We start from the raw sequence: 15,766 nt of genomic DNA on the forward strand, positions 1-15,766 counted from the left end.
GTCAAAATACAAAAAATGAAAATGAATTAAACGATAATTAATTCAATTTTATAGAAATGATAAGAGGCTAAAACAAGGGTATCCTCAATTAATTCTATAAATTAGCCACCGCAAATATTGAAACGAATGAAAAATACCGCACTTACCCCGACCCACGAAGCATTAGGAGCCAAAATGGTGCCTTTTGCAGGTTACAATATGCCTGTTTCTTATGAAGGCGTTAATGCAGAGCATGAAACAGTTCGTAATGGTGTTGGTGTATTTGATGTGTCCCACATGGGTGAATTTTTGATAGAGGGCCCGAATTCCTTGGCTTTGATTCAAAAAGTGACTTCCAATGATGCCGCCAAACTTGAAATTGGAAAGGCACAATACAGCTGCATGCCCAATGAAACAGGTGGTATTGTGGATGACCTAATTGTGTACCAAATAAAGGAGGAAACCTATTTATTGGTGGTAAATGCCTCCAATATTGAAAAGGATTGGAACCATATTTCCAAATACAACGAGGCTATTGGAGCAGAAATGCGCAATATTTCGGATGATTATTCCCTTTTGGCCATTCAAGGACCGAAAGCTGTGGAAGCTATGCAATCTTTGACTTCCGTTAACCTTGCTGAGATTAAATTCTACAACTTTGTTGTAGCTGATTTTGCAGGAATCGACTACGTGATTATTTCCGCAACAGGATATACAGGTTCTGGTGGATTTGAAATCTATTGCAAGAACTCAGAAGTACAACAAGTTTGGGACAAAGTTTTTGAAGCTGGTGCCGAATTCGGCATCAAGCCGATTGGATTGGCCGCCCGTGATACCCTGCGTTTGGAAATGGGGTATTGCCTCTACGGAAATGATATTGACGATACCACTTCCCCTTTTGAAGCAGGTTTGGGCTGGATCACCAAATTCACCAAGGATTTTGTAAACAGTGAAGCCCTCGCCAAAGAAAAAGAAGAGGGGCCAAAAAGAAAGTTGGTAGCATTCCAATTGGAGGAACGTGGTATTCCAAGACATGGCTATTCCATTGTGGATGCGGATGGCAACGAAATTGGAAAAGTGACCTCGGGTACTATGTCTCCATCCCTTTCCAAAGGAATTGGTTTGGGTTATGTGACCACCGAGTTTTCCAAAGTGGACACCCCTATTTTCATTCAGATACGAATCAATAAGGTTCCCGCAACCGTGGTTAAACTCCCATTTTATAAAAACAGCTAGATAGCCTTTGGATAAAAAAAAGATATTGATATTAGGAGCTAGTGGATTTGTTGGCCATGCCATATACAAAGAACTATGCTCCTATTTTGATACTTATGGCACCTATTATTCCAACCGTTCTTTTGCCAATAACCAGCAATTTTTGCGGTATGATGTTGAGGAGGACGATATTTTTCAAGTTCTGGAAAAGGTGCGACCCGATATTATTGTTTCTTCGCTCCGTGGCAATTTTCCTGCGCAGATTCAGGCCCATCAACACTTGATGGAATACTTGATGAAGACGGAAACCAAACTGTACTTTATCTCCTCGGCCAATGTGTTTGATGCGTACAGTCAATTTCCATCCTACGAATACGATAAAACCTTGTCGTTGAGTGTTTATGGTCGACTCAAAATTAAGATTGAGAATATGATGATGCGCTTGCCCAAGGAAAAAACAGCCATTCTAAGGGTGCCCATGGTTTTTGGAAATGCATCACCAAGAGTTCGTGAAATCAAAGAAAATATTGAAAACAACGAACCTGTTGAAATATTCCCGAACCTCATCATCAACGTAACCAATGACGATCGATTGACCCAACAAATCCACTACCTTATCAATCGCAATAAAACAGGAATTTTCCATTTAGGAAGTAGCGATTTAATCCATCACGAGGAATTTATCAAAGAGATCATTGATCGTATGGGAAGCTTTAATCCCATTTATAAAAGAGTATACACTACTAACGAAGACCGTTATTTGGCCGCCTTGCCCAAGCATAACATCTTGCCGAAAAATCTTCATTTCAGCTGTCAGGAAATTATTGAGCACCATTTGCCTGTCTAGATTATCCGAGTTCTCTATAAACCTATTTTGAGGCGTAAATCGAGATTCTTACTTTGCATTAAACCACAGATTACCTATTATTTTTATTTATAAGAAATTTATTACCAATACTTTTCCTATTTTTCTTTCCCAAATTAAAAAACTGACCATTATGCTCAAAAAAACACTCCCTTTAGTAATCTTTTCATTTTTATCATTTCACCACTCACATGCACAGCTTTTTAGCAAAAAAAAGAACAAATCGAAAAGTGAAGTTTCTGATACAAAGCCTAAACCCGACAAAAACGGCATTAAAAAGTATAGTGATGTAATTAAGGAGGGCTCCAAGACTGATGACGGACTTTTCAAAGTGCATTTAGTAGGCGATGACCATTATTATGAAATTCCTTTTAAAATGCTAGAGAAGGAAATGCTTTGGGTAAGTCGAATTTCCCAGTTGCCTAATAATTTAGGAGGTGGCTATGTAAATGCTGGTTCAAAAAGCAATGAACAGGTCGTGGAATGGCAACGCTACAAGAATAAAATCTTATTAAGGGTTAAATCTTACAGCAATATCGCGGATAGCTCTAAAGCCATTAGCAAATCCGTAAAAGTCAACAATTTTGAACCCATCCTTTTTGCTTTCGAAATTAAGGCATTCAGTCCAGATTCGACCGCTGCCGTAATTCAGGTGGACCCACTTTTTACCACAGATGTTGTGGCCATCAGCGGCATGTCCTCATGGCTAAGAAAACGCTATAAGGTGAAAAAGTTGGATCAATCCCGCAGTTTCATCAATTCCATCAAAAGTTTTCCAGAAAATGTTGAAGTGAAACAAGATTTGACCTATGATGCTTCTGAACCACCCTCTTTTGCAGCTACAGGAACCATAAGCCTACAAATGAATCAGTCAATGATTCTTCTACCTGAAAATCCAATGACCCCAAGATTAAATGACCCAAGGGTTGGTTTCTTCACCGTGTCCCAAATTGATTATGGAAGTCCAGAACTTAAAGCGGATGAAAAGCAATACATCCGAAGATGGCGCATGGAGCCCAAAGATGCAGAGGCCTATGCCAGGGGCGAATTGGTTGAACCCATAAAACCGATTGTTTACTATTTAGATCCAGGTACTCCTGAGAATCTCAGAAAATATATTAAACAAGGTATAGAAGATTGGCAAAAACCTTTTGAAACAGCAGGGTTTAAAAATGCCATCATTGCAAAAGATGCTCCAACACCCGAGGAGGATCCAGAGTTTAGTCCTGAAGATATAAGATATTCTGTTGTTCGATATGTGGCAAGTACCACACGGAATGCAGTTGGACCAAGCGTATCCGATCCACGAAGCGGTGAAATCATAGAAAGTGATATTATTTGGTATCATAACCATCTACGCAGTTATCGCAACAGATACCTTTTAGAAACAGGTGCTGCCAATCCGTCCGCTCGCACCTTGGACACACCTGAGGAAGAAATGGGCGAAATGATGCGTATGGTCATTGCCCATGAAGTAGGCCACGCCCTTGGATTTCCCCATAATATGGCCGCCAGTTATGCCTACCCGGTAGATTCTTTGAGAAATGGTGAATTCACGCAAAAAAATGGCATTGCTGCCAGCATTATGGATTATGCGCGTTACAATTATGTTGCCCAACCTGGTGATGAGAATATCCGTTTTGTGCGCCAGATGGGCCCCTATGATCATTATGCAGTAAACTGGGGGTATCGTTGGTTACCCAATGTTACAGATCCTACACAAGAAAAAGGTGTTCTAGATACTTGGGTTTTAGAAAAAGGAAATGACCCCAAATTTAGGTACGGAAAGCAATCCAATCGTTTTGACCCGCAGTCCCAAACAGAATGTATTGGCGACGACACTATAAAAGCAAGCACCTATGGCATTTCAAATTTAAAATATGTGCTTCCGAACCTGCCTTCTTGGACTTCTGACAAAACCAATAACTATGACGACCTAGATGAGTTATATGGGGAATTGATTGGAGTTTATAACAGGTATGTTGGACATGTTGCCAGAAATATTGGTGGTGTTTTTGAAACTATAAAAACGCCTTCTCAAAAGGGGTCGGTTTATGCCCCCATTAGCGCAAAAGAACAACAAGAATCCATGGTCTGGCTGCAGAAAAACGTTTTCGACACACCTAAATGGTTAATTGATACCTCAGTTTTACAGAATATTGATCATTCGAGCTATTTTGAAAACTTAAGAAGGGTGCAATCTCGACAACTAAACCAATTGATGGGTATTGAAACCTTAGGTAGATTAATCAATACGGAAACTTTGGATGGCGAACAATATGGCGCCTATCAAATGTTGAGCGATTTACGAAAAGGCATTTGGAAGGAGGCCTATCAAAATAAAAGCGTGGACCTGTACCGAAGAAACCTTCAAAACACCTATTTGGAACGATTGACGGAACTGCTTTTGGATGAACATTCTGCTAGCTACAATGTAGAAACCTCTGATGTAAAAGCATTGGCATACGGCGAATTAAAAGCATTACAAAGTACATTGAAAAGGGCCAAAAATGGTAACATCAATGCTATGACCAAATATCATTATGAAAACACCATCGCTAAAATTGACAGTGCGCTGGATGAATAAACTTTTGTTTTTGGCTTAGTCGACAATCCAATTTTTGAATAAATAAATAGCCATTTATAATTGGGCTTGACTAGGGTGCTTTTTTTGCTAAATTTGCCATCAGCCATAATTTAATACTTGAAATGGGAAGAGCATTTGAATTTAGAAAAGCACGAAAAATGAAACGTTGGGCCGCAATGTCCAAAGCGTTTACTAGAATTGGAAAAGATATTGTAATGGCAGTTAAGGAGGGTGGCCCTGACCCCGATGCCAATTCCAAGCTGCGTGCTGTAATTCAGAATGCCAAATCGGTGAACATGCCAAAAGACAACATCGAGAGAGCCATTAAAAGAGCCTCCGATAAAAGTCAAGGTGATTATAAAGAAGTACTTTTTGAAGGCTATGCACCACACGGCATTGCCATTTTAATTGAAACCGCCACGGACAACAATACCCGTACGGTAGCCAACATTAGAAGTTATTTTAATAAATGTAACGGTAGTTTGGGTACATCAGGTTCGGTTGAATTCATGTTTGACCATACCTGTAACTTTACCATAAATGCTGAAGGTCTAGACCCAGAAGAATTGGAACTGGAATTGATAGACTTTGGTGCTGAAGAAGTTTTTGTGGATGAAGACGGAATCCATATTTATGCACCATTTGAGAATTTTGGGGCGCTTCAGAAAGAGTTGGAATCCAGAGAAATTGAAATCATCTCATCTGGCTTCGATCGAATTCCACAGGTGACCAAAGAGCTCAATGAAGAAGAGACTGCCGATGTAGAAAAGCTTTTGGAAAAAATTGAAGAAGACGATGACGTTCAGAACGTTTTCCACAGCATGCAAGAATAATCTAAAGAGACCAAAATAAAAAAGGGGCAAGATTAAATCTTGCCCCTTTTTTTATCTAAATCTTTCTTAAGAAATACTTTGTGTCAACTTTAGCATTTTGTCTGCCAAATCTGCAATGGCAGCCGAGTATCTTTCATCCCACTCTTCCAATCGTTCTGTTGAGCTAGAGGAAATTTCGTATTCCAATCCAGGAAGAATCCATGAAGCATATCCACTAAAAGGATCGGTAGATGCGTACAATGATTTGTACCATGAACCAAAATACATTCCTTTTTCATCAATAAAGCTCTTTTCCAAAGCCAACAATTGTTTGTTGACATCTTTGATTTCCTTTTTGGATAATTTACCACTGGCCAAAGCAGTTTTAATTGCACTGGTCAATCCCTCTGCATTTTTTTCCAAAACAGCAATGGATTGCTCCACTTTGTCAAATCCACCAAAGCCTTCATCATACTTTTTGATTTTTTCAACCGCATTGGCAAAGTGACCCTTTAAATCAGTCGCATAGCGTTCCACATCGTAAGGAATCACTTCTGCATTGGCCATTCTCAAGGTCATTAAACCAGTCCACTGTTCAATGGTTCCTCCCATTTGAAATTCTGGATCCACGAACTTTTCATAAAAATTAAAGCTATCGTAGTTGGTGTGGTACAAGGTTGGGCCACCTGCTCCCCCGCTTAACGATGGAACTCCTACGTGCATATAAAAAGCAATATGGTCAGAACCACCTCCTAAGTTTCCTATGCTTGGCTCTTCTTTATTCCCTCTCCATTGGTCATAAAGGGTTTTTTCGGTGTAAGGATAGTCCACTTTTTGTGCCATTTCTGTCACCAAGTTTTTCAAACTTGGAGCCGAAGAAGCACCAAAGTTTTTACCAGAAACTCCTCCATCAAAATTTAAATAGGCCACTGCTTTGGCATCGAGTTCATCGCGCTTTTGCTCCACCCATTCCGAAGAACCGATCACGCCATGCTCCTCAGCATCCCAATGGGCAATAAGTATAGATCTTTTAGGCCCATTTCCACTTTTTACCAATTTTCCAATGGTTTCACTTAATGACAACAACATAGCAGTTCCACTATTCGGGTCGGTTGCACCAAAGGCCCAAGCATCATAATGACAACCCAAAATGATCCACTCATCTGGATAGGTTGTTCCTTTAAAAGTTCCCACCACATTATTGATACGAACAAATTCTTTGGGTTGATCCACTTTTAAACGAACGGTCAACTCATCACCACCATCCAATCGGTAAGTGTAAGGAAGGCCTCCTTGCCATCCGCTAGGAACAACAGCACCTTTCATTTTTCCAATAATCTCCTTTGCCGATCCATAAGATAATGGCAAAACAGGAATGGTATGCAAAGTGGTTTCGGATGGGTCCAAGCGCTTGATTTTTTTCTTTCCATCCAAAGGTAGCGATGGCTCAAAAGGTGTTAAGGGATCACCCTCGTAATCCGTGGTTAAAATAGAGCCACGCTGAATGGCACTTTCATTAAAGTTATGTCCTTCTGGGTATACCAAACCTTTGGTGTAACCACTATCAGCAGGATCGGTATAAATTATAAGTCCAGCAGCGCCAAATTGTTCGGCGAACTTCGCTTTGAAACCTCTAAAGTTTTTACCATAACGGGCAATGACGATTTTTCCTTTGATGTCCACTCCCATTTCCACCAATTTTTCGAAATCTTCTTTGGTTCCGTAATTGGCATACACCACCGTTGAAGTCACATCTCCACTACCTGAATAAGCGTTCCACCCTTTTTCCAGAGTTGGGTCGGATGAAAATCTATCTTCCTTTAAAATATCTTCTCTTTGGTTCAATGGCATACGGTGCGGCGTTACCAATTCCACCACTGAGGAACCACCCGTGGATGTCATGTAAATATCATAGGGATATTTTTCCACTTTCATTCCTGCATTTTCCATAACGGAAACCATATAGTCAGCCACTTCTTCATTGGCTTTGGTTCCAGAAACGTGTGGTTTTGCAGTCAACGTTTTAAGGTGCTCCTTGAATTTTGGAAAATCAACGGTTTTTAGGAAGGTGGATTCCAGAGTTTCCTGTTCTGCTTTTGAAGCAGAGCTATATCCTTTCCATTCCTGGGCAGATACAATTGAGGTTGATATCAACCCTGCAAAGGCCAATATCCGAAAGCAATTCTTTCTTGAATTTTCAAGCTTCATAATTTGAGTTAGTTTTGGTTCCTCAAATATAACGGTAATAAGGTTTAGAATTAAAGGAGAAAGCCCCATCTTAAAATAAACAAGGGCAAGTTTTACACCTGCCCTTGAAGTCATCAATATTGTTTGAAATTATAATCCGAATTTATTTCTGGGACAAAAATTTTATTTCATCAGAATATTTGGTTTCCATTTTAATGGATTCAACCTCCAACAACAAAATTTCACCATCTTCAACATCGTATGGTTTCCAATTGGGCAAACCTTTTCCATTTGGGTTACCCGATTTGGCAAAATTGACCCAATAGCTAGACATTTGGTCTTCAAAAACTCGCTCTTCAGGTTTCCAAGGCCGCTTCCATTGATCTAATGTATGCAAGGCAAAAGGAACCTCTGAAGTATGAAATGCGCCATAATTGGGAAAATCGGGCTTGTCTGTTGGCACGTGCTGAAACTCATAGATCCAAGTTTTTTTTGAATTGAATTGTGCTAATTTATGTGCTGGAACTCCTGCAAAATCTAAAAGCGCTAACTTCTCCTGCTCCTTTTGTGCTTCTTCATTATTGTTCACTTTAAAAAGGGTTTGAAAGGCATCAAAACGGTTGGCAAACCTATCCCGACCCAATTGGTTAAAACTTTCTTGTGTTACATTTGGTGGTGTTAAAAAATTACCGTCGCCCGTAACCCATCCTGTCAAAATGGGAACTTGATTTTGTTGTCCACTTTCAAAATGTGCAGCGATATCGTCTGGTAAAAAGTATCCGTCTGAAACTACCCCAAAACGTCCTGCAGTAGGTTGATTGCCCAATTTCAAAATACTGTCAGCTGACATATCTCTCAATTCTGCTAAATTTTGGGCTCCTGCCAATTGCATAAACGTTTCTCCTTGCTGTTCCGCATCCTCAAGATTTTGCATCAAACGTCCAGATAAAATGCCTCCACTTTGCGCGATGGCCTTATGGAAAAATCCATTGGCTAAGGGAGAGGCAATTTGCGCATTTACACTAAAAGAGCCTGCTGATTGTCCTGCAATGGTAACGTTATTTGGATCACCACCAAATGCTTCAATATTATTTTTGACCCATTTTAGTGCCTGCAATTGATCCATTAAACCATAATTTCCAGAGGCATTGTATCCAGATTCTTCACTCAACTCGGGATGGGCCATAAAGCCAAAAACGCCGACTCTATAGTTGAAACTGACAAACACCACTCCTTGTTCGGCCATATCCTGCCCATCGTAAATATCACAATTGGCTGACCCACTGCTAAAACCACCGCCATAAATCCATACAAAAACAGGCAGTTTTTCATTTTTGCTTTTCGCTGGCGTCCAAACATTCAAGTAGAGGCAATCCTCACTCAAAGGTTCAGGCTTTGCAATAAATTCTTCCGTCCAAGAGAAAAATGGCTGAGGAGTATTTTGGATAGGGCTTGGTCCAAATTCAAAACAATCTTTAACACCCGTCCAAGACTCTGCAGGTTGCGGAGCTTTCCACCTTAAATCACCAATGGGAGGTTGTGCAAAAGGTATTCCTTTAAAAATTCGGACATCCTTGTTTTCATACCCTTTTACTTTTCCATCTTGGGTGCTTACAATATTTTGAGCCAAAATTGATAGTGGAAATAGGGCTATCACCAATAATAGCCCATTAACCAATTTTACTTTGCGCATATTGAATTTCCTTTAAATTATCTTCTCTCTATTCAAATTTGGAGGCATCTAAATTGAAGAATCGAACTGCGTTGTTAAAGAAAATATCTCTTTTTTGCTCTTCGGAAAGGTAGTTTGCACTTTCAATAACTTGAATAGAGGTTTCAAACAATTCTGGCCACATCATAAAATCGGTTCCATATAAAATTCGTTTTCCGAATCCTGCCTGTACCAATCTTTTAAGGTAATCGTGAATTTCTTCCAAAGGATAGGACCAGATAAATCCAGCCAAATCCACATAAACATATGCATTGGCACCCATTAATGCAATCATTTGGTCGGCCATGGGATAACCTGCATGCATTACCCAAATTTTCAATTTAGGGTGTCTTGCCAACATATCTTCCAACAAGAATGGCTGTCCCAACGACGCTCTATAAGCAGGTCTGGTAATATTGATGGTTCCGTTACCACCAGTTCCCATGTGAATCCCTACTGGAATTCCCAATTCTTCAGCTACACCAAAGTACTCGTCCAGCGACATATCGCTAGGTGACATTCCTTGGTATTGTGGAGCCACTTCTCCCATTACTTTGTAAAAACCAGTGGAAAGTGAATCGCGAAATTGCTCTACGGTCATTTGGTCGGCATTACTGATGCCCAAGGATGGGATAATCTTATCTGGAGCCGCTTTGTGCCATCTATGGATCACCTTCGCATCTCCACTCACCACCATGGTGATATTTAATTCTTCATTGGCCCTAAGAATGGCGGCATCCATTTCGGCATCGCTCCTAGCAGGTTGTAAAGGATTTATACAATCGGTGTTCATAAATACTGGTGGATCCTGGTTGGGGTCTCCTCCAGGCATATCTTTTAAGAACCACGGACACATTGGAGATCCATTTGGGTTACCTCCCATGGCATGTACGTGTACATCTATAATGGGTTTTCTTTTTTTGGTTTCTTGTGCATTTGTTGTAAAGACCAAGCATCCAGACAATAGGACAAATGCCAAGGATTGTTTTACAACTTGGTTGATAGATAGTTTCATAAAAAAGTTTGTTTAGTAATAAGAATTCAATTTAACGGTTTTATTCAAAACAAAATCAACAATTATGTTAAGCGGCGGGAATCATCAGGTATTCAGCAGTTTCCCAAGGGTTGACGACATTGCAATGGCTTAACATAATCATTGATAAATTGGGATTAATCAAAGTATAAATATTAAAAATTCAAAAAACCTACCTCTTGCCATTTTACAGATTCATGGATTTATTAATTTGGTTGTCCAACAAACTCAATAACTAAATGCGGAGAACCAATAAAGACTGGCTTTTTGGGTTTTCGTTTTATAATGGTCAATAGAAATGGCCATTTGAACAATGAAAGTAATTAAAGAATCATATTGCTCCTATTGTAGTGCATTGCAAACTCCTTTTGAAAGCAACAATTTTTGTTCTAGGCATGGACATACCAATGATAAGATCTTTGGAAATGTTTTCTACATCAAGACCAATCAACTGGTATCGGAAGAGCATAAATCCCGTATTTCTATTCGAGGAGTTCTAAATGGATATCAACATTATTACGTGGACAATCGAGATCTTTTGTTAAGTAAACATAAGTTCGTGGTTTTTGAAAATGAACAAGCATTTTCCACAAAAATAGAATCTCCCTATCCTACCGAAGCAGTCATTGTGTCCTATGGTCAAGAAGATCTTCATGCCATAATCAATAGTTTTTCCAGTTCTTTTGATGATATGCTAGACGGAATACCTTCCACAGCATCTATTTGGGACATTAAATTGTTCGACAGCACTTACGACATGAGCAAGGAAATGTCGATTGCGATGCACGATCTTGCAGAAGCGATTCAAATGAATGTTAAGGACGAGTTGTTTTATGAAGAAATGCGATTTACCATTATGGAGAAAGCATTGCGACATCTGTTGACCACTGAAAAAAAATTGTTGCAACTCTCCATTAAAAAGGAATCCACAAAAATTGAGCATTATAGACGGTTATTAAGATCCAAAGATTATATCCTATCACACTTGGATCAAAAGCTTTCATTGGAAGAAATAAGTACTGAAGCATCCATGTCGCCCTACCATTATATTCGCAGTTTTAAAGGAGCTTTTAAACTTACTCCCATGCAATTTGTGGTTCAGGAGCGCTTATCCCTCGCCAAAGATTTAATTCAACACACTAACTTACCCATTTCTCAGATTCTTATTGAAGCTGGATATGATAACCCAAGTTCGTTCTCACGAGCGTTTAAGAAAAAATACGGAATCACCCCACTTTCCTACAGGGCGGCCTAGGTATCTCCCAACCTATTTTTTGATTGTTTATTGAAATTTTTGGTTTTCTATTTCTTCGACCAAAATTTTTTCAAAAACTGAATTTAACTCCCTGAAAAAAGTAAAGCCTTAATCTCCCAGATTGAAAATGCCAAATAAGGCACAATTATCCTTGGGCAATAATAGTAGATTGCAACAAAATTAAAGTTGTTTTCCCTTCTTCAAAATGAATACCAGAATACCCTTGCTTCAAGTGTCTTGAGACCTCAATTTTCAAACCATTATCGATATCAAAATTGCAGAGTTCCGTTCCTTGAACGGAAAATTGCTCTATCATAATTTTAGTGTGTGTTGATTTTTTTTCATAATCGCCAAAAGGGGTGCAATGGCAGTTGCACCCCTTATTTTTTCTCCTATTGGGAAGTTTAAAAACTATATTCTGGAATTTTACCTTTTACACCCTTATAGAACTCATGAATTTTTTCAAAATCATTGGCTGGGTCATCCGAAGTAAAGAAGGGTTTTCCAATTTTGATTTCCTTTTTGCCAAAATCAAAAGCTACCATCACAATAGGGACGTTTGCTTTTTGGGCAATATGATAAAAGCCCGTTCTTAATTTGTCTACTTTTTTACGGGTGCCCTCTGGTGCCAAAGCAAACCGAAACACCTTTCTTTCGTTAAAAATCTGAACTATGGCATCTACGGTATTTGAGTTTTTACTGCGATCTACGGGAGCACCACCTGTCCATCGAAAAAACCATCCGAATGGTGGTTTAAACAAACTCTTTTTACCGATATAATTGATTTCTTCCTTAATGACTTTTCGAATTAACAGACCAAGAAAAAAGTCCAGCCAATGGGTGTGTGGCACCACAATAACAACACATTTATCCAAATTAGGAAAGTCGCCATTGAGCTTCCATCCCAATAATTTGAAATAAATGAATCTGGCAATTCGTTGCATTTTTGTGCTGTAGCCACCCCAAAGGGATGTATTATCTTATATTTTCTGGAACATCTCCTGAAGTTTTTCTGGAGTAATGGTCTCTTTCCAATCTTTCCCCAATGCATTTTCCCAAAGGGGTTCCAAACTGAGGGAAACACCAATCATTATATCAAAATCGTCTTGGGTAAGGTTGGCACAAATTCCTTTTGGCAATTGAATGTCATGCTTCTCCATCATTTGGTTGAAGAGCGCAACTCCCTCTGGATAAAATTCTTCCAAATACTGAAAAACTAAACAATTTCCAATGCCGTGTTTTATTCCCAGCTGGTAGGAAAGTCCGTAACTCATGGCATGGGCAATCCCCACTTGGGAATAGGCGATGCTCATTCCCCCGTGCCAAGAGGCCATCATCAATTTATCCCTAGAATCACTTTCAGAAATATCACCAAGAAAAACCTCCTTGCATAGTTCCATGGATTTTTCTCCGTAACTCTGGCTAAAGGCATTTAGGTAAGTTCCTGTCAAAGACTCCACGCAATGAATAAAACAATCCATGCCCGTGTAAAACCATTGATCTTTGGGAACAGTTTTGGTAAAATCAGGATCTAAGAGCACTTGGTCAAAAGTGGTATAATCGGAATTAATGCCCAACTTTTTCTCTGGTCCCAACAACACCGTAGTTCTTGATACCTCGGCACCTGTTCCACTAATAGTAGGCACCCCAACGTGGTAAAGGGCAGGTTTTCCCACCAAATCCCATCCTTGGTACTCTTTTGCCAAGCCTTTATTGTTGAGCAAAATGGAAACGGCCTTGGCCAAATCCAAAAGGGTTCCCCCTCCTATTCCAATAACTCCAGATGGGAGTTCACTATATTTTTCCCGTATCTGTGCCACCAAGGCATCCACTTGCGCAGTTTTGGGTTCTTCATCTGCAGAGATAAAAATAATCTCGTCATTGAACATGGTAGGCACCTTGGATACAAATTCCTCATTTTCGAAAAAATCGTCCACTAAAAAGATAAATGGCGCCTCCGAGCTTTTTCGTTTGGGCAACAATATATCTCCCAATTGGGAAAAACATCCCGACCCAAAAATAACTCTGGGTACCATTGGGAAATTTCGAAATTGGGTCTTCATATCTTGGGTTATGCTATTATTCTTCAAATTACTATCTAGCTTCATTAGTTGTCCAAATACTTCAAAATGTCTTTAAGGCTGTTGAGTTTTAAATGATTGTTCACCATTTCATCTTCTGCAACCATTTCATGTGCCCAAGTTGTATGAAAAGGCACATGTACCGCTTGGGCTCCTATATTTAGGATGGGCAACACATCCGATTTTAGTGAATTGCCTATCATTAAAAACTCGTTTACGTCAATATCCAAATGCTCCAGCAAATTGCTGTAGTTGCTTTCCTTTTTATCACTCAATACTTCAACATGATGAAAGTATTGGGAAAGTCCTGATTTTTCCAGTTTTCGTTCTTGATCCAACAAATCTCCTTTGGTGAGCACGATCAAGCGGTATTTTCCCATTAAATTAGAAAGCACCTCTTCAACGCCGTCCAACAACTCCACGGGATGTGAAATCATCTTTTTACCAAGATTCAAAATTTCGGAAATGGTATTTTGCGAAACTTGGTTATTGGAAAGATCTAGTGCCGATTCGATCATGGAAAGCATAAAACCTTTGATGCCATAGCCATAAATATCGAGGTTAGCCATTTCCATTTTAAACAGCTCTTGATCTATCTTATTTTTGGTCTCGTATGCATCCAAAAGTTCGGCGAATTTTTCCTCTGTATCCCGAAAATAGGTTTCGTTTACCCAAAGGGTATCGTCGGCATCAAAGCCAATTACCTTTATGTTCGAAAAATCTACTTCCATACCTTTCTTGCGCGATCTAAATCTTCTGGTGTGTCAATTTCGATTCCAGTTACATGGGTTTCCACCATTTTAATTTTCTTTCCGTATTCCAAAAACCGAATCGCTTCAATTTTCTCCTTAGCTTCCAAGGTTAACATAGGCAATCGCTGAAAATCCATCAGCGCTCTTTTTCTAAAAGCGTAAATTCCTTTGTGTTTGTAATAAGTAGCCTCAACTTCTTTATCTCGGGGATATGGTATCGGGGACCGAGAAAAATACAAGGCAAAATTTTGGTTGTCGACTATCACCTTTACCGTGTTTGGGTTTGAAATTTCATCCCAATCCGTAATGGGGGTCATCAAAGATGCCAAATCGATTTCCTTTTCTGAATCTTCTTTGAAAACCTTAATAATCTTTTGAAGGCTTTCGGAATCAATAAAGGGTTCATCGCCCTGCACATTGATCACAATGTCCACCTCCATATCTTCCACGGCTTCGGCAATACGATCACTTCCGCTTTCATGTTTGTTCTTGCTCATGATCACCTTCCCATTAATCTCAGAAATCACATCTGAAATAATTGGACTATCGGTCACCACATATACTTCATCAAACAATCCTGTATTAACGGCTGCTTCGTAGGTTCTAACAATTACCGGTTTACCTCCTAAATCTTGCATGAGTTTTGCAGGAAATCTAGAGGCTTGGTATCGAGCCGGAATCATGGAAATTATTTTCACTTTTCTGATGTTGATTTTATGTTATGCTTTGGGTCGCAATTTTCTATATATTCTAAAGATAAACACCAAAATTACGATAACCAATATCGCGGCAATTGGTGGTACCAAAATGGATGCTGTGGAAACCGCGACAGCCGCCCCTGTTTCAACAGTGGACACCAACGGGTTTGCCAATCCGCCCGTAGTGGCCGAAGAGGTTAATCTACCTGCTGCATTGGCTCCTTTTATCGCGGTTGCGGTTCCTCCGCCAGCAATAATGGCCAAAGACCAGGTTACAACGGGGTCTAAATCGGCTACGGTAGAAACCATGACTGCAGTACCGGCAATTCCAGCCAACGGAATCGCCAAACTATCTAGAGCATTATCCACCCATGGAATAAAATAGGCGAAAATCTCTACTAAAGTGGCAACTCCAAGAGCGACCAAAGCCGCCAAACTGCCAATCCATTGCCAGCTATCGTTAAGTTCCCAAATTCCCAAATATGCCGATAAACTCAGGGCAAAAAGAGGCAGAAAAACACGAAAGCCTACAGAGGCTGCCAATCCAATTCCTAAAAATATGCTGATTATAGTATCTGGTTCAATGTTCAT

The 15,766-nt window shown here is 39.7% G+C and carries 14 protein-coding genes; 5 read left to right on the forward strand and 9 right to left on the reverse strand.

Going from position 1 to position 15,766, the window contains the following annotated elements:
• The first annotated feature begins 126 nt into the window (after positions 1-126).
• From gcvT to BLQ18_RS14045, 4 genes are all read left to right on the forward strand, one after another.
• The gene (gene gcvT, locus BLQ18_RS14030; RefSeq protein WP_090297911.1) at positions 127-1,215 is read left to right on the forward strand and encodes a glycine cleavage system aminomethyltransferase GcvT; all 1,089 of its coding nucleotides are present in this window, start codon (positions 127-129) and stop codon (positions 1,213-1,215) included.
• Between the two features lie 7 nt (positions 1,216-1,222).
• Entirely contained in the window at positions 1,223-2,041 is an 819-nt protein-coding gene (locus BLQ18_RS14035) for a sugar nucleotide-binding protein (protein WP_090297914.1), read from the forward strand.
• A 151-nt stretch (positions 2,042-2,192) separates the two neighbouring features.
• The gene (locus BLQ18_RS14040) at positions 2,193-4,646 is read left to right on the forward strand and encodes a zinc-dependent metalloprotease (RefSeq protein ID WP_090297917.1); all 2,454 of its coding nucleotides are present in this window, start codon (positions 2,193-2,195) and stop codon (positions 4,644-4,646) included.
• A gap of 122 nt (positions 4,647-4,768) precedes the next feature.
• Entirely contained in the window at positions 4,769-5,479 is a 711-nt protein-coding gene (locus BLQ18_RS14045) for a YebC/PmpR family DNA-binding transcriptional regulator (protein WP_090297921.1), read from the forward strand.
• A gap of 66 nt (positions 5,480-5,545) precedes the next feature.
• Here the strand turns inward: BLQ18_RS14045 and BLQ18_RS14050 are convergent, their stop codons facing one another.
• From BLQ18_RS14050 to BLQ18_RS14060, 3 genes are all read right to left on the reverse strand, one after another.
• Positions 5,546-7,666, reverse strand: a complete 2,121-nt coding sequence (locus BLQ18_RS14050; RefSeq protein WP_090298227.1) for a M28 family peptidase — start codon at positions 7,664-7,666, stop codon at positions 5,546-5,548.
• Positions 7,667-7,808: 142 nt separating this feature from the next.
• Positions 7,809-9,338: a carboxylesterase/lipase family protein gene (locus tag BLQ18_RS14055; protein WP_090297924.1), complete on the reverse strand. Its 1,530-nt coding sequence runs from the start codon at positions 9,336-9,338 to the stop codon at positions 7,809-7,811.
• A gap of 28 nt (positions 9,339-9,366) precedes the next feature.
• Entirely contained in the window at positions 9,367-10,371 is a 1,005-nt protein-coding gene (locus tag BLQ18_RS14060) for an amidohydrolase family protein (protein ID WP_090297927.1), read from the reverse strand.
• A 331-nt stretch (positions 10,372-10,702) separates the two neighbouring features.
• Here BLQ18_RS14060 and BLQ18_RS14065 point away from each other — a divergent pair, with 331 nt between their 5' ends.
• A complete protein-coding gene (locus BLQ18_RS14065; protein WP_090297930.1) occupies positions 10,703-11,644 on the forward strand; it encodes a helix-turn-helix domain-containing protein in 942 nt (313 codons plus the stop codon).
• 145 nt (positions 11,645-11,789) lie between these two features.
• Here BLQ18_RS14065 and BLQ18_RS17035 read toward each other — a convergent pair whose 3' ends face one another.
• From BLQ18_RS17035 to BLQ18_RS14090, 6 genes are all read right to left on the reverse strand, one after another.
• Entirely contained in the window at positions 11,790-11,960 is a 171-nt protein-coding gene (locus tag BLQ18_RS17035) for a hypothetical protein (RefSeq protein WP_175443775.1), read from the reverse strand.
• A gap of 88 nt (positions 11,961-12,048) precedes the next feature.
• Positions 12,049-12,588, reverse strand: a complete 540-nt coding sequence (locus tag BLQ18_RS14070; RefSeq protein ID WP_090297933.1) for a 1-acyl-sn-glycerol-3-phosphate acyltransferase — start codon at positions 12,586-12,588, stop codon at positions 12,049-12,051.
• Positions 12,589-12,624: 36 nt separating this feature from the next.
• Complete coding sequence (locus tag BLQ18_RS14075) at positions 12,625-13,707, reverse strand: iron-containing alcohol dehydrogenase family protein (protein WP_245668137.1); 1,083 nt, start codon at positions 13,705-13,707, stop codon at positions 12,625-12,627.
• 44 nt (positions 13,708-13,751) lie between these two features.
• Positions 13,752-14,456, reverse strand: a complete 705-nt coding sequence (locus BLQ18_RS14080; protein ID WP_090297939.1) for an HAD family hydrolase — start codon at positions 14,454-14,456, stop codon at positions 13,752-13,754.
• Positions 14,447-15,160 carry a 3-deoxy-manno-octulosonate cytidylyltransferase gene (gene kdsB, locus BLQ18_RS14085; RefSeq protein WP_175443776.1) on the reverse strand — a complete coding sequence of 238 codons (714 nt, stop codon included), beginning with the start codon at positions 15,158-15,160 and terminating at the stop codon, positions 14,447-14,449. Before kdsB ends, BLQ18_RS14080 begins: the two co-directional genes overlap by 10 nt.
• 36 nt (positions 15,161-15,196) lie before the next feature.
• The gene (locus tag BLQ18_RS14090; protein ID WP_090298230.1) at positions 15,197-15,760 is read right to left on the reverse strand and encodes a DUF4126 domain-containing protein; all 564 of its coding nucleotides are present in this window, start codon (positions 15,758-15,760) and stop codon (positions 15,197-15,199) included.
• Positions 15,761-15,766 lie beyond the last annotated feature (6 nt).

Source organism: Flagellimonas zhangzhouensis, assembly GCF_900102925.1.
In the GTDB taxonomy this organism is placed as follows: domain Bacteria; phylum Bacteroidota; class Bacteroidia; order Flavobacteriales; family Flavobacteriaceae; genus Flagellimonas; species Flagellimonas zhangzhouensis.

What these genes read in the sequence shown, in the direction of transcription:
- gcvT (WP_090297911.1), top strand. Translation starts at nt 127, where the DNA reads ATGAAAAATACCGCACTTACCCCGACCCACGAAGCATTAGGAGCCAAA.
- BLQ18_RS14040 (WP_090297917.1), top strand. Translation starts at nt 2,193, where the DNA reads ATGCTCAAAAAAACACTCCCTTTAGTAATCTTTTCATTTTTATCATTT.
- BLQ18_RS14045 (WP_090297921.1), top strand. Translation starts at nt 4,769, where the DNA reads ATGGGAAGAGCATTTGAATTTAGAAAAGCACGAAAAATGAAACGTTGG.
- BLQ18_RS14050 (WP_090298227.1), bottom strand. Translation starts at nt 7,666, where the DNA reads ATGAAGCTTGAAAATTCAAGAAAGAATTGCTTTCGGATATTGGCCTTT.
- BLQ18_RS14055 (WP_090297924.1), bottom strand. Translation starts at nt 9,338, where the DNA reads ATGCGCAAAGTAAAATTGGTTAATGGGCTATTATTGGTGATAGCCCTA.
- BLQ18_RS14060 (WP_090297927.1), bottom strand. Translation starts at nt 10,371, where the DNA reads ATGAAACTATCTATCAACCAAGTTGTAAAACAATCCTTGGCATTTGTC.
- BLQ18_RS14065 (WP_090297930.1), top strand. Translation starts at nt 10,703, where the DNA reads ATGAAAGTAATTAAAGAATCATATTGCTCCTATTGTAGTGCATTGCAA.
- BLQ18_RS17035 (WP_175443775.1), bottom strand. Translation starts at nt 11,960, where the DNA reads ATGATAGAGCAATTTTCCGTTCAAGGAACGGAACTCTGCAATTTTGAT.
- BLQ18_RS14070 (WP_090297933.1), bottom strand. Translation starts at nt 12,588, where the DNA reads ATGCAACGAATTGCCAGATTCATTTATTTCAAATTATTGGGATGGAAG.
- BLQ18_RS14075 (WP_245668137.1), bottom strand. Translation starts at nt 13,707, where the DNA reads ATGAAGACCCAATTTCGAAATTTCCCAATGGTACCCAGAGTTATTTTT.
- BLQ18_RS14080 (WP_090297939.1), bottom strand. Translation starts at nt 14,456, where the DNA reads ATGGAAGTAGATTTTTCGAACATAAAGGTAATTGGCTTTGATGCCGAC.
- kdsB (WP_175443776.1), bottom strand. Translation starts at nt 15,160, where the DNA reads ATGATTCCGGCTCGATACCAAGCCTCTAGATTTCCTGCAAAACTCATG.